Below are 23538 nucleotides of genomic sequence, written 5' to 3' on the forward strand. Positions count from 1 at the left end.
GGATTGGAAATGGTAAATCAGGAGGACCCGAGGGTGCTGCGCACACGACAGCTTATTAGAGCAGCGTTCAGAGATTTGTTGTTTAGAAAAGGATTTGATGCAATCACCATTAAGGATATTGCTCAACAAGCTACCATTAACCGGGCCACATTCTATGCTCATTTTGAAGATAAATATGCTTTGCTTGAAGAAATTACAGAAGAGGCATTCCATGAGATGATTCCTGAACAAGTGAAGAGTGCAGGAGAATTTACGGATGAAATATGCAGCCAGCTAATTCTGGCGACGCACGGGTATATTGTGGATTTTTACCGTATCTGTAGGATGAGCTCTAATTCTATGGCTACACTTGTGGATAAAAAGATAAAGAAAATGCTGCAGCAAACCATAGAAAGCATTTTTCTGAAAGGAGATACCTACCCTGGGGCGGAGAGGTATTACATAGAAATCATGGCGGCCATGACAGGTTCGGCAATCTATGGCGCTGCGCTGTATTGGTTAAATGTGGAGGATAAAGCTCGAGTGGATATGCTTGCAGATCTTGTGCGTCCTTATGTAATGAACGGTCTAAAGTTGAGTTAATTATCGTGCGGGCGAATTATTTTTTTCTTTTGCAGGAAATGGAATTTTTCTCGCGAAAATGTAGATATACCGGATAGAGGTCCGCAAGAAAGGAAGGAATACGTGTGCACGCCACTGAATTCAGTAAGATCTGGCATAAGATATTAAAGGACTATAAGCTACACATGGACAGCAACCTTGCCCCTACACTTACAGATGCCCAACTTACCGTACTGGAGCTGCTGCAGGAGCGTAACGCGATGAAGCCTTCCGATCTGGCTCCGCATCTGGCGACCAGCCCGGCGGCGGTAACAATGCTGCTGGACCGGATGGAGAAGCATGGTCTGATTGTCCGTGAACGTGATGCGGCTGACCGGCGAATTGTGTGGGTAAGCATTACGGAGACTGGCAAAATAGAGACGGAGCGCGGCCTCCAGATCCGCAGTGATTTTTTTGCTGAGGTGCTGGACCCTATCTCCTCGCATAACCAGCAGCTTCTGATCTACTTAATGGGGAAGCTGGCGGTGGCACAGGCCCCGGAGGGGTCTGCATCCTAAGATATCGTTACGCATAATAAGCAGGCCTCCTAACGGATGGCCTGCTTTTGCATTTGCTGCGGCCACAGGCTCCACGGGTGGGTCTGCGGCGGCAGCGAAATCAGCTCAATTTCTTCTTTGGTTACGGGGTGCGGGAAGCCTACAAGTGCAGACCACAAGGCGATCTGCTGCCCCGGCTTGTTCACTGCTGCTCCGTATTTCTGGTCGCCGTAGAGCGGACAGCGGATGCCGCTGAGCTGCACACGGATCTGGTGCGAGCGTCCGGTGAGCAGGTCTATCTTCAGCAGACTGTAGCCTTCGGCGCTGCCGAGCACCGTATAATCGAGAATGGCTTCCTTGCCGCCGGGCGTTCCGGCACGGACAATGGTTACCGTATTGCTCTTGGCATCCTTAAGCAAGGTATTGACCAGACGGCCCTGGGCAGCCGGAGGCTTGCCGTGAACTACGGTCAGATATACTTTGCTCAGGTTGTGGGAGCGGACGCTCTCTGACAGCCGTGAAGCGGCTTTGGAGGTCTTCGCGAAAATCATCGCGCCTCCGACAGGGCGATCCAGCCGGTGGACCAGACCCATGTATACATTGCCTGGTTTATTGAAGCGTTCCTTCACATCTTCTTTGAGCAGGCTGAGCAGGTCCGGATCTCCTGTAGCATCCTCCTGCACAGGAATATTCACAGGCTTCACAATGCCGAGCAGATGGTTGTCTTCATACAGGATTTCGAAGCGGGAGCTCCCGCCGCCGGCCCCGGTTACTATCGCAGTCATGGCTTACGCCTCCCAGCGGCCCAGAATTCCGCAAGGCAGGTTCATTCCCGAGGATGTAACCGGCAGGCCGATTTCACCGGAGGTCAGCTTGCCGCCGTAGCGTTTGCCCATCGTCATTGAGAGCATGTTGCGCAGAACGGTCGGTGAAATACCGGTCGTATAGGAATTGATCAGCATGAAAAGGGGTCTGTCGCTCATAATTTCCATACAGCTCTCCAGGAAGGGATACAGGCTCGCTTCCAGCTTCCACATTTCGCCGCCGGGGCCTCTGCCGTAGGATGGAGGGTCCATAATGATCGCGTCGTATTTGCTGCCGCGGCGCTGCTCACGCTGCACGAATTTGAACACATCGTCGGTGATGAAGCGGACCGGCCGTTCGGCGAGGCCGGAGAGCTGGATATTTTCCTTAGCCCATTGGACCATGCCTTTGGCTGCATCCACGTGCACGACTGAAGCTCCTGCGCTAGCCGCAGCCACGGTTGCGCCGCCGGTGTAGGCGAACAGGTTAAGCACGGATATCGGACGTCCCGCCTCGGCAATCTTGTCCATCATCCAGCTCCAGTTGGCAGCCTGCTCGGGGAAAAGACCCGTGTGCTTGAAATTGGTTGGACGAAGATGGAATTTCAGTTTGCCGTAGCTGATTTTCCAATCGCTTGGAATGGCTTTCTTCATTTCCCATTGCCCGCCGCCGGCCGAACTGCGGTGATAGTGTCCGTGCACATCGCGCCATTTGGCGGTCTCATCCGCTAGCGGCCAAATGATCTGCGGGTCCGGTCTGCGCAGCACGACATCTCCCCAGCGTTCCAATTTTTCTCCGCCCCCGGTATCGAGCACTTCATAGTCTTTCCAGTCACTTGCTATATACATGATTATCCATCCTTCAAAAAGTCATTTAGCCTTTATTGTACATCATTTAGGCTTGCTGCTACAAACAAAATGGCTGCAAAGCTGAGACTATTCCCATTTTGCCCCAAAGCGGGTCCCGGTATCGTACTTTCGGGTGAATTCGGGACGCTGCAGAGGTCTATGCACGGCTGTGTTCTGGCGCTTCGTTCAGTGATTGTGTATGATCAGAAGAAAATGCGTGTATCGCTTATGGACACCCTTGAAGATTGGAGGCGAAAGCTGATGTTTGACCTTTCGGGGATGTATTATCCGATTACTTCAAATCCGGCTGCTGCTGGTGAATTCCTGCCCTGCAAAGCCTTGCGCCCGTATATCCGCTGTTTCTGGGGAAGCTCGTCCCGGCAGCAAGGCCATGCACTACTGCAACAGTCACCGCTGGACGGTGCAGCCCTCAAGCCTGCCTGGCCGGTGACAATTATACCGGATACTTGTATGGATATTATATGGGAATGGGATGCTGCTACAGGTGAGGCTGGCGGAATCTTTTGCGGAATTAATGACGCTCCGTTTGAAGCCGGAGGTGGTATGCAGTCTGCCGGCAGGCTGAGCTTTGCCATCCGCTTTCATTTCTGGGCGGTGCATTTGTTCGCGGACGAGCATCTACGGGATGTTCTGAATATTCATGCTCCTGCCCAGCAGTATTTCGCTTCCTTTCGCGAAGAACTGGGACAAAAGCTGTACGCTTTACATACGTTTTCAGACCGGGTCGCTGCCGCGGAAGCCTATCTGCTAAGACGTTTGGACCTCTCCAGGCGCAGCAATGACAGCCTGATGAACGCCGTGTACAGTATTCTGAAGCATAAGGGAGTGGTTACCGCAGGAGAGCTAGAGGATAGCGCAGGGGTAAGCAGCCGCCAGCTTGAGAGGCTTTTCCGCGAATATATCGGCCTTTCCCCCAAAAAGACAGCCGATCTTGTACGCTTTCAGAATGTATGGCTTGACCTGTATCAATCCTCCCCGCACCAAATGGTTATGCAGGATGTGGTATACAACTACCGTTACAGCCATCAGTCGCATTTGATCAACAGCTTTAAGAAGTTTGCCGGGAGAACGCCGCTGGAAGCCTTAGCTTATGCGCGGAGGTGAATGTCGCTTTTTTGCAATACAAGCAGTGCGGCAACTGTTAAGCTGTATTCAGCGGGCGAACGCGCAGCTAAGAAAATGATCACGAAGGAGAGAGAATAGATGATCTCAGCATTTGAAGGTATTAATTTGTATACGAAGGACCCGGCTGCCCTGGTAGCTTTTTACACGGAGGTGCTGGGCATTCCTGTACCGTTCGAGGGTTATGGCAACTCCGACGGGGCGAAGCTGGGTTTTGACAAGGGACAGCCCGGGCTGATCATCTGGGATGAGAACAAATGGGGCAAGCATACTACAGGAGTGGTGAATCTGGTATTCTCCTGCAGCAGTCTGAATGAGACCTATGAGCAGCTCAAGGCGAGAGGACTGGATTGTCAGCCGCCGGTGACGATGGAATATGGAGGCCAGGAGATGAATTTCCGCGACCCGGACGGCAACGGCATTACGCTGCTGGAAGGCGCATATTAGCATAAGTGCTTAGGATGTAGCCTTTGGGGTTCAGGGAGGGAGGGATTCGTCATATCTATCCTCCTGATCCTTGCGGACCGTAAAGCCCTTAATTTCCGGAAAGGGTTACATTTCGCCGGGTTAACGGACCGTACAGGGCATATTGCTTCTTCGGCAGGTACATTTGGGGTGAATGTCCGCCCATAAGGGCTCTGGTGTCCATAAACTTGCGGAGAAATGGCTTCCGGTAGAAATAAGAGCTGTTCAGTCCGTTGCAAATGGGCAGACTCTTCCGATCAAGAGATGATTCTGTTCGTAGGGCCTAATACGCCTCCAGCGTGATCTTCACACCCTAATTCGTTCAGCGGAGAATTGTTTGAACTACATTTAGAGTCTGACGATCTATTAGAGGCACAACTCTGCTAACGGTAAAATGAATAGCTCAAACGGTGAACGCGAGGCTCTTGTCCGGTTTTGAGGACAGGGGCCCGCGTTTTCTTGTTACTGACTGTTGACAATGAGAATCATTATCAAATAAAATATAATAGAAGTTGTTCAAACTTGGTTTAAATTTAATGTTTACTTGGGAGGAACCGATTTATGGCTAAAGTGCTTGTGGTCTATGCCAGCTTGACGGGCAATACGGAAGAGATCGCTGAACTGATTGTAGAGGGAATACGCCAGGCAGGCGGTGAGGCTGTAATGAAATCGGTCACTGACTGCAACGCGGATGAGATAAAAGCATATGAGGGCGTCCTGCTGGGCGCGTATACCTGGGGCGACGGAGAACTGCCCGATGAATTCCTGGACTTCTACGAAGAGCTGGATGAGCTGGATCTGACAGCCTGCAAGGCAGCCGCCTTCGGAAGCGGAGATACCGGATATGAAATATACTGCGGTGCCGTGGATGTAATCGAGGCGAAGCTGAAGGAGCGCGGCGCGGAGCTTCTGCAGGACAGTCTGAAGATTGAATACGGTCCTAACGCGGCGGAAAAAGATGCTTGCCGCAGCTTCGGCCGCCAATTTATCGAATCCTGCGCGGCGGTTTCTTAAGGATGGGCGGCGCGGCGGGTAGCTGGGCGGCAGTCAAGCGGGAGGAGGCTGCGGCTGTACGATACAGCCGGCTTAATGATTTCCGCATGGAGCATATTATGCTGGGCGGCGCGGAGAATACCGGCAGCGGAGCAGCGGCCACCGGCCTTCCGCGCTGGAGGCAGCAGGTCCAGTATGCGGTCGGGCATACGCTGAATGACTTTTACAGCCTGCAGCCCGAGGTGCGCCGGGAAACGCCGATTCAGTTTCTACTGGAGCGCCGTTGGCCTCCCAAAGGCGATGCTTTTCCTTCGCTGATGCACTACTGGGACGTGAAGACAGGAATCGCCGATGAACTTACGCGGATCGTATCCGGCAATCATCTGCGGGAGGTTCCGGTGCTGCTGTATGAGCAGTGGCATGTGCCGGTGCCGGAGCTGGATATTGAGCTGGCGATGATTTTTCAACTTGCCTGGAACTCGGCGGCTCCAGGACGGTGCTTGAGTATTCAGAAATTCATGGTGAACGGTAATGAGGACGTTATCACTGGTTTCCTGCATATGGCCAACGTATTTTGCCATAACGCCTACGGACAACCGGCTGAAACGGTGGAGGTCTATTCTCTGCTGGATGGACGAAAAAGTATTTTCGATGGCGCGGGAATTCCGTTACAGGAATCGCTGGATTATGTGCGGCTGTTATCCGTGTTTTTGCAGCGGGAAGAGTCGGCGGAACGGCTGGCGAAATATGGGGAACGCCGAAATGAGAAGGATGAGCAAGTTATCCGGGGGTACGGCTTGATGTAACCGGAAGAGTTCCCGCCAAAAGCACCCTTTCTCCGGGCTGTTAACGCCAAGAGAAAGGGTGCTCTTTGTGATGGGGCTGAATCTTAGCAGCTTCACCAATCCAAGGCGGGTCAGCCGATATAGCGGTAATAATCCTGCTTGTTCATAATGACAAAACCGCAGCTTTCATATAGCTTCAGCGCGCCTGGATTGTGGAGGGCAACCTCCAGATTCACACCATTATAATTCCGCCGCTCACGTTCAATCGTCTGCAGAAGCGCACTCCGGCCGATGCCGAGCCCCCGCAGCTTCTTGGCTACTGTGAGCCCGTAAATCCAGGTCTCGTTATCCTCTGTCCCCAGCCGCATTTTACCAGCGGGTTGTCCGTTCATCTCGATGATAATATGCTCCTCCCGGTTGTCATCCATCAGGTGCTCATAGATCACAGCGGCATCCTCCTTGGACATGTTGAACCCTTCGCAGTCCAACTCTACGAGAATAGGAGTTTCATCCTTGCGGACGGGCCGCAGCACCACGTTCCCGGCTGCTGAGCTCAGCTCCATGGAATCCTGCGGCACAGAATCGCCGTCCCATTTCATCTGGTATTCCGCATGGTTAAATACCAGCGGCAGCGTCTTCAGGTAGGCTGAAGCCGATGCCGAGGAGGCTGGAGCATTCAGCAGCAGTGTAGTGAAATTATTGTGCCTGATTCTGCTCTGCGCCTGCTGCCACAGGGAAGTGAATATGCCCCGGCGCCGGTATCCCGGCCGCACCATCCCGCAGATTTCCACTTCGCTGGCGAACCCGTACAGGCCTATGAATCCTACCAGCATATCATCCTCATAAGTTACCAGCCACTCGGCGCCACCGGCTGCCGTCACTTGCCGCAGCATGTCCCAATTGAGCTTCAATGTAATGCCTTCGTATTGCTCGCAGCGCTGCTGCAATTCCTCTATATCTTTTAATGTTTCTGCTGTAGTCAAGCGCATGTCCTCCCGAATGTGTGTCCAAGCATCAGCCTGGCACAGCTTGTGTATTAGGACCTATCTCCATTCCCGCTCAGCACGTCCCCGTACTCCGCATGTTTTTTGAATTGATGAACCGCATAGGGGCATACTGGCACAATCTTAACCTGCTCTGCGCGCGCTTTATCCACAACCGCCCGCACGAGCTTCTCTCCGGCACCTTGGCCGCGCAGATCTTCCGAGACAAAGGTATGGTCGATCACCAAATTTCCTGTTGTCTTATCCGTTTTGTATGTGATCTGGGCAAGGTCCTTACCGTCACCAGCAATATAAAAACGTCCTTCACCCTGTACAATTTGTTCCATATTCTTCACTCCAATCAAATGATGTGCCTTTATTTTACTCCCCTAATCTGGAAAAAGCGAGACGGAGAGGGAGAAGAATACACAAGAGAACTTGTGCCGCTTGCGTATACGCCGTGAAATACCCTAATATTAAGTCACTAACGCTGTAGTGAATTGAAGTTGCATCAGGAGGAATGACCGTGGAGTACGAAATTGAGGTTGAATTTGAGCCGGTGTATGAATTAATGGGCAGCATACATACATTTATATGCAAGAAATCGAATAAAAAGATTGATCTGGGCACGTCATGGTCCTCTGAGGTGTCGCGGCGCCTTAGCCCGGAGCTGTTGTCGGCACTTGCGGAGACGGAGCTGGACAATGAGTGGAAGCTGCTGAATCTGCTGATCTATCAGTGTCCCGCCAAAGGAAGTGTGGACGATGTGCTGGGCTGGCTGGAAGGCTTGACGGTAGGAGAAATGTACGAGACCCTTGCCGAATATGTCAGCGTATTTCCGGGACAAATGGATCAATTCCGCAGCAGGATGCATTTTCTGCTATCGGAGTGGAACCGGCAATATTTCCGCGGCAGCAATGACGCTGTGATCAGCAGTCTGCAGCGGCACACGGGAGAGCGGCAGAAGGAGCTGAACGGGAATGCTACGGCCGATTTTATTAATAAGACGACGAACGGGTTTTATTTCCTGCCGGCAGACCGGCTGAAGAAGCTGGTGCTGATTCCGCAATATCATTTTCAGCCGGTCAACATTATTTACAGCTTCGGGCCGCTTACGATTTGCCATTACGCGGCAAGAATCTCTATAGCAGATGAGGAAATATCGCCTTATATGTACAGGACCATCCGCAGTCTGGGTGAAAAAAGCCGTCTGAAGATTCTGCACTCGCTCGGCGGCGAGCGCAAAACCTTTACAGAGATTGTGAAGCAAGCCGGCATCTCCAAGGGGATTGTCCATGACCATATCTTCAGTCTCCGTTGCGCCGGTCTGCTTCATGCCTACATCGAAGGGGAGAACGTCACTGCCTACAGCCTGCGCCTGGAGGGAATTCAGCGGATGAACGAGCAGCTTTTGCAATATTTGAAATAAGAGTCCACAGCCATGCGGCCGGGATCAAAGCCAGGGAATTCTCTGCTACAGAGGATTTTCGGGCTTCTTTTTTTGCCATAATAACGCCTTGATTCTGTTCGTGAAGAAATTTTTTGAAGTTCTCTCTTTACAGAACTAAGAATACTTTCTATAATGTGAACTATCGGTCTTTAATCATACTTAGCGGGTAGGAATTATTGTATTACACAAATGGAGAGAAGAGAGATGATTTTATGAGAAAAAGTATGTTTTTATTGTCCTCCTTACTGATTGCGGGTTCACTTGCGCTTTCGGCCTGCTCGGACAATGGCAATTCTAACGCTGCAACCGGGAATAACACAGCGGCGGCAACGGCATCGGCTGATGCGGGAGCAACTGCGGGCACTGAGGCTTCGGCATCCCCGGCAGCCGTTCCAGCGGGCGCGCTGAGCGAGCCTTTTACCGCCACGGATTTGGCGAAGCTGCCGGAAGTTGCCAAGAAGCGTTCGGATACGATCATTGTCGGCCTTACAGATCCGAGCGGGGCGTTTACACCTTATTTTCAGGAGAGCGGCTATGACGGCAACGTGTCTTCCCTACTATATGCTTCACTCGTAACGGTAGATGACAAAGGCGTTCCTACGCCGGAGCTTGCCGAGAGCTGGGATGTATCGGAGGATCAGCTTACATATACCTTTCATTTGCGGAAAGACTTGAAATTCAGCGACGGCTCGCCGCTCACTGCGGATGATGTTGCCTTCACGTGGACCCTTCAATATGACAAGGCCTATGACGGCGGCTCCTCCCTGCCCTCACTGAATGTTAAAGGCGGTAAAGCCTACAAAGAAGGCACAGCCAAAACCGTTGATGGCATCAAGGTCATTGATCCGCAGACCATTTCAGTGACACTGGAGAAGCCAAATGCAACGGCGCTTGTAACACTTGGCTCCAACGTGCTCTCGAAAGCTTATTACGGCAAGGACTACAAATTCGGCCATTTGGAATATATCAAGAAGCTGCATGAGAAGCCGCTCGGAGACGGGCCTTACAAGTTGGAGAAATTCCTGCCCGGACAGGAAGTGCGTCTAACAGCCAATGAGAATTATTTCAAAGGCAAACCGAAGACAGAGCATTTCATCTACAAAACCTCTGAGGGTGATGTGTGGCAGTTCCTCGAAACGGGAGAAGTAGACTATGCCTCCTTCAGTGCTACGGACGAGAACATTGAGAAGCTGAAGGCGCTCGGCTTTGTGAATATCATTCCTTACACGCCAAGTGCTTACGGCTACATGCAGGTCAACCTGAAGCATGAGCAACTGAAGGATAAGAAGGTAAGACAAGCGCTTATGTATGGTCTTGACCGCCAGAGCATTTATGTAGATGCCCAGCAGGGGGCTGGAGCTGTTGCCAATATTCCGGCATCGCCGATCTCCTGGGCTTATACCGAGGAAGGCATCAACCCTTACAAATATGATCCGGAAAAAGCCAAGCAGCTTCTGGATGAGGCGGGGTGGACCGTTGGTGCGGGCGGTATTCGCGAGAAGAATGGCAAGAAGCTCTCCATTCATTACCTGGCCTTCAAGAGCAAGCTCACCGATGTCTTCATTCCTGTAGCTAAAGAGAACTTCGAAGCGCTCGGCATCGAATTCCAGCCGGAAGTGTTCGCAGATTTTAACTCGCTGGTCTCCAAGTCAGAAAGCGGAGACTACGATCTGGTTTCGTTCTCCACCAGTATGCTGACCGATCCGGCGGACGGGTTCATGCAGTTCTTCGACGGGGAAATCACCGATTATAACAATCCGAAATTCATTGAGCTGTATAACAAAGCGCTTGCGACTAACGATATTGAGCAGCGCAAGGCCGTTTACAAAGAGCTGTACCAGCTCTTTAATGATGAGCTCCCGATTCTGTTCACCAACTATAAAAAAACAGTCTATGCCTACAATGGCCGTATCCAGAATGTGTCGGTCAGTCCGTTCATCGGACTTGCCGGAAGCCTGCCGCAGTGGACTCTGAAATAACAACACTTTCATCCCCTGCTGTGATGGCAGGGGATGATCCATAAGGAGCGGGTCATGAGTACCTATTTGACGAAAAGACTGCTGTATATGCTCATCATCCTATTTGCGGCCTCGCTGCTCATCTTCTGCTTGTATGCATTGACACCAGGCGATTTCATTACAGGAAATATCAAGCTGACAGCGGAGCGGAAGGCAGAGCTGCGGGAAATCTACGGCCTGAATAAACCGGTGCTTGAGCGTTATGGCATCTGGATGAACAATGCGTTTCACGGGGATTTCGGATATTCGCTTGCCCAGCAGAAGCCGGTGCTTCAGTTGTTTCGCGATTATATCTGGAATTCTTTTTTGCTGGCTGCTGTGTCTACCTTTCTTACGTGGGGGATTTCGGTCATTGTCGGCGTGATCTCTGCGTATAAGCAGTATTCCTGGTTCGACACGCTGGTCATGGTGGGTATCTTTGCTGCGATGTCGCTGCCATCCTTTTTTATCGGCCTGTTCCTGATCAAGATTCTGGCGGTAGATCTGAAGTGGCTTCCGCCGGGTGGGATGATTACTACCGGCAGCAATGCAACGGGACTGGCGTATGTGAAGGAGGTTGTCCGGCATATGGCTCTTCCGGTTGTGGTGATGACCCTGCTCGGCCTTGGCTCATTAACCCGCTATTTCCGCAGCAATATGATTGATGTGCTGAAGCAGGACTATATCCGCACGGCCCGGGCCAAGGGGCTGAAGGAGCGAAAGGTGCTGTTCACCCATGCGCTCCGCAATGCGCTGCTCCCGGCGATCACGCTGGTGGGCTTCGAGCTGCCGGCATTGTTCGGCGGGTCGCTGATCATTGAGCAAATCTTCAACTGGCCGGGCATCGGCCAATTGTATATCAAATCCTTTGGACTGCGGGACTATCCGCTGCTCGTAGGTTTTACGATGTTTATTGCTATTCTGACCGTCATCGGAACGCTGCTCTCGGACATTTTGTACCGGGTTGCCGATCCGCGCGTCCGGTTATAGGGAGGAGGATGCCGTCTTGGCAGCTAACAGCAAATTAACGGAGCTTCGCGAGCCGCGGGTACAGCCGCAGAAGTCCTCACTGTTCAGACAGTCTCTCAGAAGGCTAATGAGGAACAAGCTGGCGGTGGCAGGCTTTGGGGTGGTGTTGTTTATGTTTGTACTGTGCTTTATCGGCCCGTTCTTCTCGCCTTACACCGACAACAAAATCAATATGGCGTTGATGAACAAAGCGCCTAATCTGCGGCACTTGCTGGGAACAGATGCGCTGGGCCGGGATATTCTGACCCGGGTGATGCAGGCCGGGCGGATCTCGCTGACTGTCGGACTTGCGTCGATGGTGCTGTCCGTGTTTATTGGCGCACTTCTAGGCGCAATAGCCGGTTATTACCGTGGGATTGCGGATCAGGTCATTATGCGGATAGCGGATTTATTGATGACTATTCCCAACCTGCCGCTGCTGTTCATCTTCGGGGCGCTGCTCTCGGAATGGAAGGTTCCGACGGATTACCGGATGTACATCGTTATGCTGATGCTGAGCATCGTGAATTGGCCGGGGCTCGCCCGGATGGTGAGAGGACAGATGCTCAGCCTGCGGGAACGCGAATTTATGCAGGCGGCTACTGTGCTGGGCCTGCGCGACCGGCGGAAGCTGTTCAACCATCTGCTGCCGAATGTATTTCCGCTGCTGATCGTGATGGCTACACTCAATATTGGCGGGGCGATTCTGAGTGAATCCGTACTGAGCTTTTTCGGCCTGGGGGTAATGCCGCCTACACCGACCTGGGGCAATATGATTGACGCAGCGAACAATATGATAGATTTCCAGGATCATCCCTGGTTATGGATTCCGCCGGGCTTGTCGATTTTTGCCACGGTTATTGCCATAAATATATTTGGTGACGGCCTCAGAGACGTGCTTGATCCGAAACAGAAGAGGTAGGTGGCCAGTTGCAGATGAAGCATTTAATGAATGTAGAAGGTCTCAGTACTATGTTCTATACGGAGGAAGGAAAGGTGGCAGCCGTTGACAACGTGAGCTTTCGGGTCCGTGAAGGAGAGACGGTCTGTATTGTCGGAGAATCCGGCTGCGGAAAAAGCGTAACCGCCATGTCGATTATGGGGCTCATTGAGGAACCCGGCGGGAGGGTGACCGGCGGAAAGATTGAGTTTGCGGGAGAGGATCTGCTTAAGCTCGACAAGAATACGCTGAGAGCCATCCGCGGCAATGAGATCGCCATGATCTTCCAGGAGCCGATGTCATCGCTGAATCCGGTAATGAAAATTGCTGAGCAGATTATGGAGCCGCTGATGGTGCATCTGAAAATGAAAAAGAAAGCAGCGCGTGAACGGGCGATCGAGCTGATTAAGCAGGTCGGCATTTCGCGCCCCGAGCAGATCGCCGACAGCTATCCCCATGAATTAAGCGGGGGCATGCTGCAGCGGATTATGATTGCCGTTGCCGTCTCCTGTAATCCGAAGCTGCTCATTGCCGATGAGCCGACCACAGCGCTTGATGTGACCATCCAGGCGCAGATCCTCGATATGCTGCGGGAATTCAAAGAAAACTCCGGGATGTCCATTCTGCTCATCACCCATGATCTCGGCGTGGTTGCCGAAATGGCCGACTATGTGATCGTGATGTATTCCGGCAAAATCGTCGAGGAGGGGGAGGTTGTGGAACTGTTCAAGCATCCCAAGCATCCTTATACGAGGGGGCTGCTGAAATCCAAGCCGGTGGTGGGCCAGCGTCTGGAGGAGCTGTACTCCATTCCGGGTCAGGTGCCAAATCCGCTTGAGCTTGAAGCCTCATGTTATTTCCACGACCGATGCGGAGATTGCATGCAGGTCTGCCGCAGCCGCCAGCCTCAGCTTAAGGAGCTGGACAGCGGACAAAAGGTTGCCTGCTGGCTGTATGAGGAGGTGGAGGCCCATGTCTGAGCCGCTGCTTGAAGTGAAACATCTCAAGAAGTACTTCCCTGTCAGCCAGGGGCTGCTGAACCGCACGGTAGGACATGTAAAAGCTGTGGATGATATCAGCCTCACGCTTCAGCCTGGTGAGACCTTTGGTCTTGTCGGGGAATCCGGCAGCGGGAAAAGCACGGTGGGCCGTACCATTCTGCGGCTGACCGAAAAAACGGGCGGCGAGGTGAAGTTCAAGGGAGTGGATATTCACGGTCTCTCACCGGCCGGGCTGCGGCTGCTGCGGCCGAAGATGCAGTTGATCTTCCAGGACCCTTACAGTGCGCTGAACCCGCGCGTGCGGGTAGGCGATGCTATCGGAGAAGCTCTGCTGGATCATGGATTATGCTCCAAGGATGAGGTGCGGGAGCTGGTGCTGGAATCGCTTGCGGCCTGCGGCTTGTCCTCCTACCATATCGACCGCTTCCCGCATGAATTCTCCGGCGGCCAGCGCCAGCGGATCGGAATTGCCCGGGCGCTGATTCTGAACCCGGAGCTGATCATTGCCGACGAGCCGGTGTCGGCGCTGGATGTGTCGATTCAGGCGCAGATTATCAATCTGTTCAGCAAGCTCCAGAGCAGCAGGGGGCTGGCCTATTTATTTATTTCCCACGATCTCAGCGTGGTGGAGCACTTATGCTCCCGGATAGGAGTAATGTATCTCGGTTCTATGGTGGAGACCGCCTCCCGGGACGAGCTGTTCCACAGTCCGCTGCATCCCTATACGAAGGCGCTGCTCTCGGCAGTGCCCGTGCCGATTCCTAAGCTGAAGCGGGAACGGATTGTGCTGAGGGGAGATATCCCAAGCCCGGCCAATCCGCCCTCCGGCTGCAAATTTCATACCCGCTGCCCGTTTGCCCTGGAAATCTGCAAGGCGCAAATTCCGGAGTTTCGTGACGCCGGCGGCGGACATTTTGTAGCCTGCCATTTAGTGTAGTTCAAATAGAAGAATTTATAAGTTTCACGCTATAAATTATCCTTCTATTTCTCGCTGAAACGGATACCGTCCTTTTAAGGACGGTATCCGTTTCTACTTGACAGAATTATGGGTTAAAATTGAAGATCACCCTATTTTGACTTGGTTTGTCCACAGTGCTATACTTGTTCAACAGTAGGCGAATATGGGTAACAAGGGACTGATTAGACCTACATATCTAATCGGTCTTTGTTTTTTTTGTTGGAGGATATGCTAACGCAACTAAGCGTATGCTTACAAACTTTTAGGAGGAATTATCATGAATACCACAGTACGTTTGACAAAAAGATCCGGGTCGTCGTCTTCACAGCGGAGCAAAGGCTTTGTACCGGTTGTCGTCTACGGTGCAGGTTCAGATAGCCAGTCCTTTGCAGCCGAAGCCAAAACATTGAACGAGATTCTGGGCAAAAACCCGCACGCTATCCTTACGGTGGAATTGCCGGACTCCGGCTCGAAAAATGTGATGATCCAGGAAGTGCAGCGCCAGCCGCTGTCCCGCAAGCTGATCCATGTGGATCTTCACCAGATTGACATGAAGGCCGAACTCCATACCAAGGTTCCCTTCCATTTCAGCGGAGAGGCGGCTGGCGTGAAGAATGGCGGCGTTCAGCAGGTCGAACTGCACGAGTTGGATATCCGCACCTTGCCGGATAAGCTGACTGCCACTTTTGACGTGGATATCAGCGGGCTGGACATTGGCGATCAATTGCTCGTTTCCGATCTTCCTAAGCACGAAGGCTGGGAAATCCTCACCCCGGGAGATACGCTGATTGTACGGATTGCGCCTCCAGCCGCTACGGAAGAGTCTGACGATACAGAGACCGAACCGGTAGCAGCAGCTTCCAGTGTGGACAAGCCAGCGGAGTAAGCCTTTTGAATATAAGATAAGCAGCAGATCATGAGAGCAGACAGTTCCTGGAAAGGACTTGTCTGCTCTTTTGCGTGAATTTTTTACCAAATTAATGGATGTAAGTCACAGTGAATCTTCCTGATCGCATAACCCCGCGGGCACCTCAGTCGCTTGAAGCAAATCCAGAAATTCTACAATAATTGCAGAGATGGCGTCTTCTTTGGGCATTTTAATGTATTGGCTGATGCGCACAATATCTTCATTATAAATTTCGATAAGCTTGAGCATCGCAAGGGGTTCCTTGTGCTTGGCTGCCTGCAGCAATTCTAGCAATTCGAGATCTGAGATAATTGGTGAATCATTTTGCGTTTCCATTTGTTCACCGCCTGTTGGCTGATATTTAGCTGCTTGGCCACTTCCGCTTCGGTAAGGCCCTTCAGATATATTTTTTCGATGATCACTTTTCCTTGAGGGGGTAAATCCTGCATAAGCTGCTCTACCCATATTTTTTGTTCGGAAATCGCGGCGAAATTGATATTCGAAGGCTCGTAATCATACAGAGGGCATTCTCTGGTTCTGACTTTCTTCGCCTGGTATTGGACCCTCCACCCTATGCGATAGATCTCTCTTCTATAGAAGTCATAAATGTGAGTTGCTTGACTCATGTTCTTTCTCCTCTCTCCTCCGATTGTATATATAGGGCAATAAAAGGAATGTTTTTACAACCTAAATAAGAACATTTGTTCCTATCAATCATATCATATTTGTTTTGAGCTTGTTAAGAGGAGTAGATAAGTTGTACTTTGTATTTTCATAATGGGTCTGGTCGTAACTGCGGGAAATGTTTGGACTTCCGGTCGCTGTTATGGTTGGATTTCCTGATTTAAACCGCTATTTGCGGTAGAAATCCAACCATAAAGGCGAACGCTATCGCTCCTCCAGTTCCAAACTTCCCCTCCGCACTTCTGCCCTTTTATTCTTTTTCCTGTTCACCTAATATAGAAAACGAAGGATATCACTCCCTTTCGCTCTAATGGGGGCGGAACAAAAGGAACGGGCAAGAAATAGGTTTACTGACCGAGCTCAAATCATCCTTCAGGCGGAGGTCCGCGCTTTTGACATGGAATACAATTTGAAGTGCGGAATAGGAGACGAACGCAGTGAGTTTGTAAAATCAGGGAGGATGCTCGTGATGGACAAAGGAAATGTGCCGGATTTGAAATTTGCGGGACTTGGGGGAGCGGCTGGAGGGCTGTACAACAATGTCATTCTGGATGGGGTAGGCCGGATTAATGGGCCGGTGACGGCAAGAACTTTTAAAGGCAACGGTCTTATCAAGCTCGGCGGAAGTCTTGCGGTGGACGAAATGGAGGTAAGCGGGAACCTGAAAATAAAAGGCGGCCTGCAGGCAGATTCGATAAAACACGACGGGATGCTTACGGTAGAAGGCAGTATGCAGGGCGGGAGCTGCTCTCTGAACGGGGTCATTAATGTCAAGGGCGACTGCGAGCTGGAGGATTTCACCGGCGACGGAGTGATTACAATTGACGGCCTGCTCAGCGCGGGACGAGTGAATCTCAAGCTGCAGGGGCAAACCAGGATGAAGGGAATGGATGTGGAAAGCCTGGTTGTTCGTCAGGGGAGCCCGGGGGGCTTGAATAAGCTGGCGGGCAGCCTTATCGCGAAGCTCAGACCGGAGCTGAATGTACGGTATATTGAGGGTGATTTTATTGATGTGGAGAACACCACCGCCGAGGTTGTACGGGGCAACATAGTAATTATCGGGCAAGGGAGCAGCATCGGGCGGGTGGAATACCTTACGGGACTGACTGTGCATCCCGGAGCAGTAGTAGGCCAGGAGGTGAAGACTGGTGAATGAGACAGCGGCACGCAGAAATCTGAAGATTCTGGGGAATTCTACTATGAGCGGCGGAAGCTTTTTGGATGTCAAGGTGGTGGGGGAATGCGAGTTCCACGGCGATGTCGATTGCGGGAAGCTTAAGCTGACGGGTGAAGCCTGGGTTCATGGCAATCTGCGGATGGAGAAGGTCAAATTGACTGGAGAATGCACAGTGAAGGGAAGCATTGACGGTGAATCCTTGAGTGGACAAGGGGAGGTTCGGGCAGGCAGTGACCTGCATATTGAAGAAATCAAGTTGGCTGGAAGCTTGTCCGTAGCGGGAGACTGCGAGGCCGAAGAAATCCGCGTGACGGGTGCGCTTCAGGTAGAAGGAGTGCTGAATGCGGAGAATGTGGAGCTGTCGCTGTACGGTCCCAGCCATGCCGCCGAAGCCAGAGCCGGAAGCATTGCAATCAAACGAAAAATTGGCGCAGCGCTGATGCATCCGGGCCGGCCCACCTTCACGGCTGGATTAATTGAAGGCGACGAGGTGGACCTTCAGGGAACGCAAGCGGGAATTGTCAGAGGAAACCGGGTTATCATCGGCACGGACTGTAATATTGATAGGGTGGAGTACCGTGAATCGCTGGAGATTCATGAGAAGGCCAATGTGAACTACCGGATAAAGCTGTAAAAAGTAACGAATGAGACAAAAGAGATAAAGGAGTGGAGACTGTGAGCTCAGCCCAAAAAACGCCCAATCTGGGCGTCGTGATTGCCGGTCTGTTGCTGGGGATTCTTATGGCCTCCATGGACAGCACCATCGTCGCCACGGCGATGGGCAATATTGTCGGTGAACTCGGCGGGATGGACAAATTCGTCTGGGTCACGGGGACGGGCCTTGTGGCAACACTGTCCCTGAATCCTCGCGTCTGCCCGTTACACTGTACATGATCTTAATCGGGCTTGGTATCGGCGCTTCGTTCTCGGTGCTCAGCACAGCGGCCATTCATGGCTTGACGCCACAGCAGCGCGGCTCAGCCAGCGCAACGCTGAATTTCCTCCGTTCACTGGGCATGACCATCGGGATTACGACGTTCGGCATCATTCAGAGCCATTATCTCAGTAGCAGGCTGGCGGAAATATTCGCTTCAAACAACGGCGGCACTACTGGCATGGCAATGAACTTCAAAGATCCGCATGTGCTGCTGTCCCCGGAGACACGGGCTCAAATTCCGCCTGAGATTCTGAACAAAATTACCAGCGGGCTGTCTTACTCCATCACCAGCACCTTTCTCTGGGCTATGGTTCCGGCCTTGCTGGCGCTAGCGGCTGCTTGCTTCATGGGCCGCCAGAAGATGGATGCCTCGGCGGAGGGCAACCTGCCAGCCGGACATTAGATCCGGCTGGCATCGTAAGCATAAAAACTAAAGCTCAACTTATATAGTTCTCCCGGGATACCTGGAAGCGCAGCACCGTTTTCATCTTCTGCGGCTGCGTCCTGCGGGCGTCCGTGATGTAGATTTCCCTGTGAGACTTGGATACCCGCTGCAGCCCGTGTTCCTTGCAGTATTGTTCCATCCTCATGAAGCTGTCCGGCTCTTCGTCGTAAGGACCGACATGAAGCATTTGTACACTCAAGCCGTCTTCGGAGCTGCCGAAGGCGGCTTTATTTAAGAGCGGGTGCGGCTTGCTGATCTTCACCTTCCCGATAATTTCAGCGGCAAGAACGGGGGTGACAAAATCCGGCTGCCGGATCATCAGTGTGTATACCAGCTCGTCCTTGTTGAGGACGGCTTCTTTGCGTCCTTGTTCGCTTAAATCCCAGATGCCTTCCAGCGGGAAAATGCTGTACTCATAGTAGCCTTCCGGTGCCGGACCTTTTTTGGGCAGCATCTTAATGGCATAAGAGAGGGAGTACAGCACCCCCACTGCTTCGGTAAAATCTTCGCCATTGGGATTACCTTCACCCTGGAGCATGAAGCAGTTATGGGCGGGCACAGTGATCAGCGCCGGCTCGGCAGCGGGGAGATAGAGCGTTTTGTCTTGCTTTTTCCATTCATATTTCATAGGACACCTCCACGGTCAGTTGTTGTCTCCAGCTTATCATGCCTAACTGGACAGCCGTCTGTCATATTAGCGGGTAGTGGATAAATAATCTTTGCGCAGGTAGAATGAAAAGTGAAGTGTCATATTCTGGAGTGTGCTTAGGAGGATTTCCATTGATTGAGGTAAAGCAGGCTGAACTGGTATTAGACGCAAAGGTGGTGCTTGGCGAAGGCGCCCATTGGGACCCGGAGGCATGCAGACTGCATTGGGTCAATATTGAGGGCAGGGAGCTGCGGACTTATGATGTGAAGACGCGCGGCGAGAGAATCTATGCCTTCGACCAGATGGTCAGTGCAGCCGTTCCGGCCACCGGCGGAGGCTGGGTATTGGCGCTGCAGGACGGGATCTACCGGTACAAGGAGGATCAGCCGTTGGAGTTGTTGGCGGCGGTAGAGACCGGCGTTCCCGGCAACCGGCTGAATGATGCCAAATGCGACAGCAGAGGCAGATTGTGGTTCGGCACGATGAGCATGGAAGGCAAAAAGGATGCGGGAAGCCTGTATGTGCTGGAGCAGGGCGGTGAGGTACGGCAGGTGCTGTCCGGCATAGGCATCTCAAACGGCATGGCCTGGGATGACAGCCGTGGCCTGATGTACTACATAGATACGCAGACCCGCCGGGTGGATGTGATGGATTATGATCCCCATAACGGGAGGGTAAGCGGACGCCGGGCAGCCGTTCATTTGCCGCAAGGCGCGGGCGGACCGGACGGAATGACCATTGACAGCGAAGGCATGATCTGGGTGGCTCACTGGAATGGCGGCTGTGTCTCCCGCTGGAATCCGCATACCGGAGAGCAACTCGGAAAGGTCGATGTTCCGGCAAATCTTGTAACCTCGTGTGCCTTCGGCGGCAGCAATCTGGACGAGCTGTATATTACCACGGCACGCAGCGGCATGAGCCAGGAGGAGCTGCAGCGCTGGCCGCTGGCAGGCGGACTGTTCAAGGCTAACCCGGGCATTAAGGGAGTAAGAGCTAATCTGTTCCCGGGCTGAGACTAATTGTTGAGAGGAGAAGTGCGGGAATGCGTCTTTTGAACTTTTGGGAATCAGGGGAATTGCGGTTAGGCGTAAAAAGGGACGAGGGCATCCTGGATGTGGCGGCGGCGGTAAGTGCCATGCCGGAAGGAACGGCAGCAACTCCGCCCGGAACGCTGAGAGAAGTGCTCGATGGAGGGGCGGAGGCGCTGCGCCGCCTGCGTGAGTTCGTGGACCGCCTGCCTCTGAGCGGCGTGGGGGCGATGTCCTTTTACAGAAATGAAGACCATCTGGAATTTGCTCCTTGCGTACCCGATCCCGGCAAAATCATCTGCATCGGACTGAATTACCGCAGGCATGCCGAAGAGACGGGAATGCCGCTGCCGGAATACCCGATTCTGTTCAGCAAGTTCGCGAATGCTCTGGCGGGTCATGGAGCGGAAGTGCCGCTTCCGCGTTCCACACAGAAGGTGGACTATGAAGCGGAGCTTGGCATTGTCATTGGCCGGACGGTCAAGAATGTCAGCGAGGAAGAGGCGCTGGATGCGGTGTTCGGCTATTTTGCCGCCAATGATCTGTCCGCCCGGGATTTGCAGACGCGCACCAGCCAGTGGCTTGCGGGCAAATCCTGCGACCGGTTTGCACCGGTCGGTCCTTATGTGGTGTCCAAGGATGAGGTGGGCGATCCCGGACTGCTGAGTATCCAGTGTTCGGTGAACGGGGAAGTGCGGCAGCAATCCAGTACCGCGGATATGATTTTTGACTGCAAGCAGCTTGTCAGCTACATCTCCCATTGCATGACGCTCTCGCCGGGCGACATTATTCTTACGGGAACTCCCGAGGGTGTCGTTATGGGCTATCCGCCGGAGAAGCAGATTTATCTGCAGCCGGGTGACGAGGTTGCGGTGGAGATTGAGAAGCTGGGACGCTTAACGAACCGGATGACCGCTGAATAAGCGGAAGCAGGACAACCTCCAACCTCGGAGACTCCATCCAAGGCTACAAGGCTACCGCCAATGCGCGGAGCAGACGACAGCGGTCTTGAGAAGTACTTGCATTCATAAGCTGAGTATATAAAAGAAGGAGCTGTTCATCTGCAGAAATCTGCGGATGGGCGGCTCCTTTTCTTTTGGGGAACGGGAAAATGGTCCGCTGGCCTGTGAAAATGGTCCGAAGCTGTCTTACGGCTCTCACAGAAGCGCTATCTGTCCTCCCTCCCGCAGGCAGAGCTTTTACCTATAAAATGAAAGCGTAAACAAAAATCTGGATAGAGGAGATTTCGATATGGGGGTACCTTCTGGCGAGCTGCTTCGCGGTGTGGAACCGGTCCGTCCATCCCGCAGGAAGCTGCAGAACAAACATAAGCTGTTTCTCATGGCGCTTCCGTTCCTTGTTGTGACCTTTATTTTCTACTATTTGCCGATCAGCGGGTGGATTTATGCCTTCTATGATTTCATCCCGGGCATTCCGCTCTCGGACACGCCGTATGTCGGGCTGAAGTGGTTCAGGACCATTGTCGCCAATCCGACGCAGACTGAGGAAGTATTGCGCGTGCTGAAAAATACGGTGGCGATGAGCTCCCTTGGACTGATCACCTCCATTTTCCCCGTGATTTTCGCGATATTGCTGACCGAAATCCGGGCCGGCTGGTACCGCAAAATGGTGCAGACGCTGACGACGATTCCGAATTTTATCAGTTGGATTCTGGTGTATGCGCTGGCATTCTCGCTGTTCTCCGTAGACAACGGGGTAGTGAGCAATTTTCTGGTGCAACTGGGCATCGTGGATGAAGGCTTCAATTTCCTTGCTTCCAGCTCGCATATCTGGGTGACGATGATTGCCTGGTATTGGTGGAAGTCGCTGGGCTGGGGAGCCATTCTCTATCTGGCGGCGATTGCAGGGATTGATCAGGAGCTGTACGAAGCGGCAGAGGTGGACGGGGCGAGCCGGTTCCGCAAAATCTGGCACATCACCGTTCCGGGTATCATCCCGACCTTCTTCGTCCTGCTGCTGCTCTCCATCGGCAACTTCGTCAATAACGGCATGGAGCAGTATTTCGCCTTCCAGAACGCGATGAACAAGGATGCGATAGAGGTGCTGGATTTATATGTGTACAATATCGCATTTGCCAACAATTTTCCGTTCGCCACAGCGGTCAGTATGCTGAAGTCGGTTGTCAGTGTCATCCTGCTGTTTGGGGCCAATACGCTGTCCAAGGTTGTGCGCGATGAATCTATCATTTAAAGGCGGTGATTCCAGTTGCGTAAAAAGCTAAAAACCCGCGATGTTCTGTTCCAGGGAATCATCTATGTGCTCTTTGGGATATTCACCTTGAGCTGCATCTATCCATTCTATTATCTATTCATCAATACGATCAGCTCGAACGATCTCAGCTCGGCGGGGTACATCAAGTTCTATCCGCAGCAGATCCATTTCGACAATTATTCCAAGGTGCTGCGGATCAGCGGACTTAGCCATGCGGCGCTGGTGTCGGTCTACCGGACTGTGGTCGGTACGCTCCTGACAGTTGGCGCTTCCGCATTTCTTGGCTATCTGTTCACCAAAAAAGAGATGTGGGGCCGGCAGATCTGGTACCGCAGCATTGTGGTTACGATGTATTTCAGCGCAGGGCTGATTCCCTGGTACATTACGATGCACAATCTGCATCTGACCAACAACTATCTGGCGTATATTTTGCCGACGATTATTACACCATTCAACATCATTCTGGTCAAAACCTTCGTTGAGGCCATCCCGCCCTCACTGGAGGAATCGGCGGCGATGGACGGAGCGGGTTATCTGCGGTCATTCTGGAGCATTATCGTACCGCTTACAACCCCGATCCTGGCGACAATCACGATTTTCTCGGCCGTCAATCAGTGGAATTCGTTCGTGGATACGGCGTTCCTGATGACGGACACCAAATATTTTACGCTGCAATTCCTGCTCTGGCGGTATTTGAACGAGTCCAGCTCGCTGGCGGCGCTCATCCGCAGCTCCCCGGATATGGCGGCCAGCGTGCAGAATATGCAGACGCCGACCTCGGTTCGTATGACGGTGACAATGATCGTCGTGCTGCCGATTCTGATTGTGTATCCGTTCTTCCAGCGGTTTTTCGTCAAGGGCATTATGATCGGCGCAGTCAAAGGCTGACCGGTCTGCAAGGCATGCAGGACTGGAGTTCGGCTCTGCCAGCAGGGGGAGCTTAAACTTAGCATATTTAGGCTTACCAAAACTTAAGCAGATGCTTTCGAAGACAGTTTTGCGAAGTG

At 52.5% G+C, this 23538-nt stretch carries 28 protein-coding genes; 21 read left to right on the forward strand and 7 right to left on the reverse strand.

Going from position 1 to position 23538, the window contains the following annotated elements; all coding sequences use genetic code 11:
* Nucleotides 1-33 precede the first annotated feature (33 nt).
* Together B212_RS0108100 and B212_RS31040 are read left to right on the forward strand one after the other, a co-directional pair.
* Complete coding sequence (locus tag B212_RS0108100) at nucleotides 34-582, forward strand: TetR family transcriptional regulator (protein WP_019910072.1); 549 nt, start codon at nucleotides 34-36, stop codon at nucleotides 580-582.
* 104 nt (nucleotides 583-686) lie between these two features.
* Nucleotides 687-1118: a MarR family winged helix-turn-helix transcriptional regulator gene (locus B212_RS31040; RefSeq protein WP_019910073.1), complete on the forward strand. Its 432-nt coding sequence runs from the start codon at nucleotides 687-689 to the stop codon at nucleotides 1116-1118.
* A gap of 29 nt (nucleotides 1119-1147) precedes the next feature.
* Here the strand turns inward: B212_RS31040 and B212_RS0108110 are convergent, their stop codons facing one another.
* The gene (locus B212_RS0108110; RefSeq protein WP_019910074.1) at nucleotides 1148-1882 is read right to left on the reverse strand and encodes an RluA family pseudouridine synthase; all 735 of its coding nucleotides are present in this window, start codon (nucleotides 1880-1882) and stop codon (nucleotides 1148-1150) included.
* A 3-nt stretch (nucleotides 1883-1885) separates the two neighbouring features.
* Nucleotides 1886-2749: a class I SAM-dependent methyltransferase gene (locus B212_RS0108115; protein WP_019910075.1), complete on the reverse strand. Its 864-nt coding sequence runs from the start codon at nucleotides 2747-2749 to the stop codon at nucleotides 1886-1888.
* Between the two features lie 69 nt (nucleotides 2750-2818).
* Between B212_RS0108115 and B212_RS0108120 the strand changes: the two genes are divergently transcribed.
* The 4 genes from B212_RS0108120 to B212_RS31045 all read left to right on the forward strand — a co-directional run bounded on the left by B212_RS0108120 (nucleotide 2819) and on the right by B212_RS31045 (nucleotide 6156).
* Nucleotides 2819-3874: a helix-turn-helix domain-containing protein gene (locus tag B212_RS0108120; protein WP_084673259.1), complete on the forward strand. Its 1056-nt coding sequence runs from the start codon at nucleotides 2819-2821 to the stop codon at nucleotides 3872-3874.
* Between the two features lie 99 nt (nucleotides 3875-3973).
* Nucleotides 3974-4339, forward strand: a complete 366-nt coding sequence (locus tag B212_RS0108130; protein ID WP_019910078.1) for a VOC family protein — start codon at nucleotides 3974-3976, stop codon at nucleotides 4337-4339.
* 579 nt (nucleotides 4340-4918) lie between these two features.
* On the forward strand, nucleotides 4919-5371 hold the full coding sequence (locus B212_RS0108135) for a flavodoxin (protein ID WP_019910080.1): 453 nt from the start codon (nucleotides 4919-4921) through the stop codon (nucleotides 5369-5371).
* Nucleotides 5372-5373: 2 nt separating this feature from the next.
* A complete protein-coding gene (locus tag B212_RS31045) occupies nucleotides 5374-6156 on the forward strand; it encodes a hypothetical protein (protein ID WP_019910082.1) in 783 nt (260 codons plus the stop codon).
* A 110-nt stretch (nucleotides 6157-6266) separates the two neighbouring features.
* Here the strand turns inward: B212_RS31045 and B212_RS0108145 are convergent, their stop codons facing one another.
* Both B212_RS0108145 and B212_RS0108150 read right to left on the reverse strand, forming a co-directional pair.
* Nucleotides 6267-7118 (reverse strand): GNAT family N-acetyltransferase, encoded by an 852-nt coding sequence (locus B212_RS0108145; RefSeq protein ID WP_019910083.1) that lies wholly within the window; start codon nucleotides 7116-7118, stop codon nucleotides 6267-6269.
* Nucleotides 7119-7171: 53 nt separating this feature from the next.
* Nucleotides 7172-7474 carry a GNAT family N-acetyltransferase gene (locus B212_RS0108150; RefSeq protein ID WP_198015912.1) on the reverse strand — a complete coding sequence of 101 codons (303 nt, stop codon included), beginning with the start codon at nucleotides 7472-7474 and terminating at the stop codon, nucleotides 7172-7174.
* Nucleotides 7475-7638: 164 nt separating this feature from the next.
* Here B212_RS0108150 and B212_RS0108155 point away from each other — a divergent pair, with 164 nt between their 5' ends.
* The 7 genes from B212_RS0108155 to B212_RS31050 all read left to right on the forward strand — a co-directional run bounded on the left by B212_RS0108155 (nucleotide 7639) and on the right by B212_RS31050 (nucleotide 15358).
* Nucleotides 7639-8547: an ArsR/SmtB family transcription factor gene (locus B212_RS0108155; protein ID WP_442950098.1), complete on the forward strand. Its 909-nt coding sequence runs from the start codon at nucleotides 7639-7641 to the stop codon at nucleotides 8545-8547.
* Nucleotides 8548-8780: 233 nt separating this feature from the next.
* On the forward strand, nucleotides 8781-10547 hold the full coding sequence (locus B212_RS0108160) for an ABC transporter substrate-binding protein (protein ID WP_019910086.1): 1767 nt from the start codon (nucleotides 8781-8783) through the stop codon (nucleotides 10545-10547).
* A gap of 54 nt (nucleotides 10548-10601) precedes the next feature.
* Entirely contained in the window at nucleotides 10602-11555 is a 954-nt protein-coding gene (locus B212_RS0108165; protein ID WP_019910087.1) for an ABC transporter permease, read from the forward strand.
* 16 nt (nucleotides 11556-11571) lie between these two features.
* Nucleotides 11572-12495, forward strand: coding sequence for an oligopeptide ABC transporter permease (gene opp4C, locus B212_RS0108170; RefSeq protein ID WP_019910088.1), 924 nt, complete (start codon nucleotides 11572-11574; stop codon nucleotides 12493-12495).
* A gap of 14 nt (nucleotides 12496-12509) precedes the next feature.
* Complete coding sequence (locus tag B212_RS0108175; protein WP_019910089.1) at nucleotides 12510-13493, forward strand: ABC transporter ATP-binding protein; 984 nt, start codon at nucleotides 12510-12512, stop codon at nucleotides 13491-13493.
* Nucleotides 13486-14451 (forward strand): ABC transporter ATP-binding protein, encoded by a 966-nt coding sequence (locus B212_RS0108180; protein WP_019910091.1) that lies wholly within the window; start codon nucleotides 13486-13488, stop codon nucleotides 14449-14451. The genes B212_RS0108175 and B212_RS0108180 overlap by 8 nt, the downstream gene beginning before the upstream one ends.
* Nucleotides 14452-14749: 298 nt before the next feature.
* On the forward strand, nucleotides 14750-15358 hold the full coding sequence (locus B212_RS31050) for a 50S ribosomal protein L25 (protein ID WP_019910093.1): 609 nt from the start codon (nucleotides 14750-14752) through the stop codon (nucleotides 15356-15358).
* A 105-nt stretch (nucleotides 15359-15463) separates the two neighbouring features.
* On the opposite strand, the gene B212_RS31055 is transcribed toward B212_RS31050, so the two are convergent.
* Complete coding sequence (locus B212_RS31055) at nucleotides 15464-15715, reverse strand: hypothetical protein (RefSeq protein WP_051128162.1); 252 nt, start codon at nucleotides 15713-15715, stop codon at nucleotides 15464-15466.
* Complete coding sequence (locus tag B212_RS0108195; protein WP_019910095.1) at nucleotides 15667-16005, reverse strand: sigma-70 family RNA polymerase sigma factor; 339 nt, start codon at nucleotides 16003-16005, stop codon at nucleotides 15667-15669. The genes B212_RS31055 and B212_RS0108195 overlap by 49 nt, the downstream gene beginning before the upstream one ends.
* A 527-nt stretch (nucleotides 16006-16532) precedes the next feature.
* On the opposite strand from B212_RS0108195, the gene B212_RS0108200 reads away from it, so the two are divergent.
* Genes B212_RS0108200 through B212_RS31060 form a run of 4 tightly spaced genes read left to right on the forward strand, consistent with a single transcriptional unit; the run spans nucleotide 16533 to nucleotide 18580 of the window.
* Nucleotides 16533-17219 carry a hypothetical protein gene (locus B212_RS0108200; protein WP_019910096.1) on the forward strand — a complete coding sequence of 229 codons (687 nt, stop codon included), beginning with the start codon at nucleotides 16533-16535 and terminating at the stop codon, nucleotides 17217-17219.
* Nucleotides 17212-17874: a polymer-forming cytoskeletal protein gene (locus tag B212_RS0108205; RefSeq protein WP_019910097.1), complete on the forward strand. Its 663-nt coding sequence runs from the start codon at nucleotides 17212-17214 to the stop codon at nucleotides 17872-17874. Before B212_RS0108200 ends, B212_RS0108205 begins: the two co-directional genes overlap by 8 nt.
* 41 nt (nucleotides 17875-17915) lie before the next feature.
* Entirely contained in the window at nucleotides 17916-18134 is a 219-nt protein-coding gene (locus tag B212_RS33080) for a hypothetical protein (protein ID WP_028530685.1), read from the forward strand.
* Entirely contained in the window at nucleotides 18131-18580 is a 450-nt protein-coding gene (locus B212_RS31060) for a hypothetical protein (protein WP_028530686.1), read from the forward strand. Before B212_RS33080 ends, B212_RS31060 begins: the two co-directional genes overlap by 4 nt.
* A 34-nt stretch (nucleotides 18581-18614) precedes the next feature.
* Here B212_RS31060 and B212_RS0108220 read toward each other — a convergent pair whose 3' ends face one another.
* Nucleotides 18615-19250, reverse strand: coding sequence for a GyrI-like domain-containing protein (locus B212_RS0108220; RefSeq protein ID WP_019910098.1), 636 nt, complete (start codon nucleotides 19248-19250; stop codon nucleotides 18615-18617).
* Between the two features lie 152 nt (nucleotides 19251-19402).
* On the opposite strand from B212_RS0108220, the gene B212_RS0108225 reads away from it, so the two are divergent.
* From B212_RS0108225 to B212_RS0108240, 4 genes are all read left to right on the forward strand, one after another.
* Entirely contained in the window at nucleotides 19403-20284 is an 882-nt protein-coding gene (locus B212_RS0108225; RefSeq protein WP_019910099.1) for an SMP-30/gluconolactonase/LRE family protein, read from the forward strand.
* Between the two features lie 29 nt (nucleotides 20285-20313).
* Nucleotides 20314-21222, forward strand: a complete 909-nt coding sequence (locus B212_RS0108230; protein WP_019910100.1) for a fumarylacetoacetate hydrolase family protein — start codon at nucleotides 20314-20316, stop codon at nucleotides 21220-21222.
* 328 nt (nucleotides 21223-21550) lie between these two features.
* Complete coding sequence (locus B212_RS0108235) at nucleotides 21551-22510, forward strand: ABC transporter permease (RefSeq protein ID WP_019910101.1); 960 nt, start codon at nucleotides 21551-21553, stop codon at nucleotides 22508-22510.
* 15 nt (nucleotides 22511-22525) lie between these two features.
* Entirely contained in the window at nucleotides 22526-23419 is an 894-nt protein-coding gene (locus B212_RS0108240) for a carbohydrate ABC transporter permease (RefSeq protein WP_019910102.1), read from the forward strand.
* Nucleotides 23420-23538 lie beyond the last annotated feature (119 nt).

This window comes from Paenibacillus sp. HW567, assembly GCF_000374185.1.
GTDB lineage: Bacteria > Bacillota > Bacilli > Paenibacillales > Paenibacillaceae > Paenibacillus_AQ.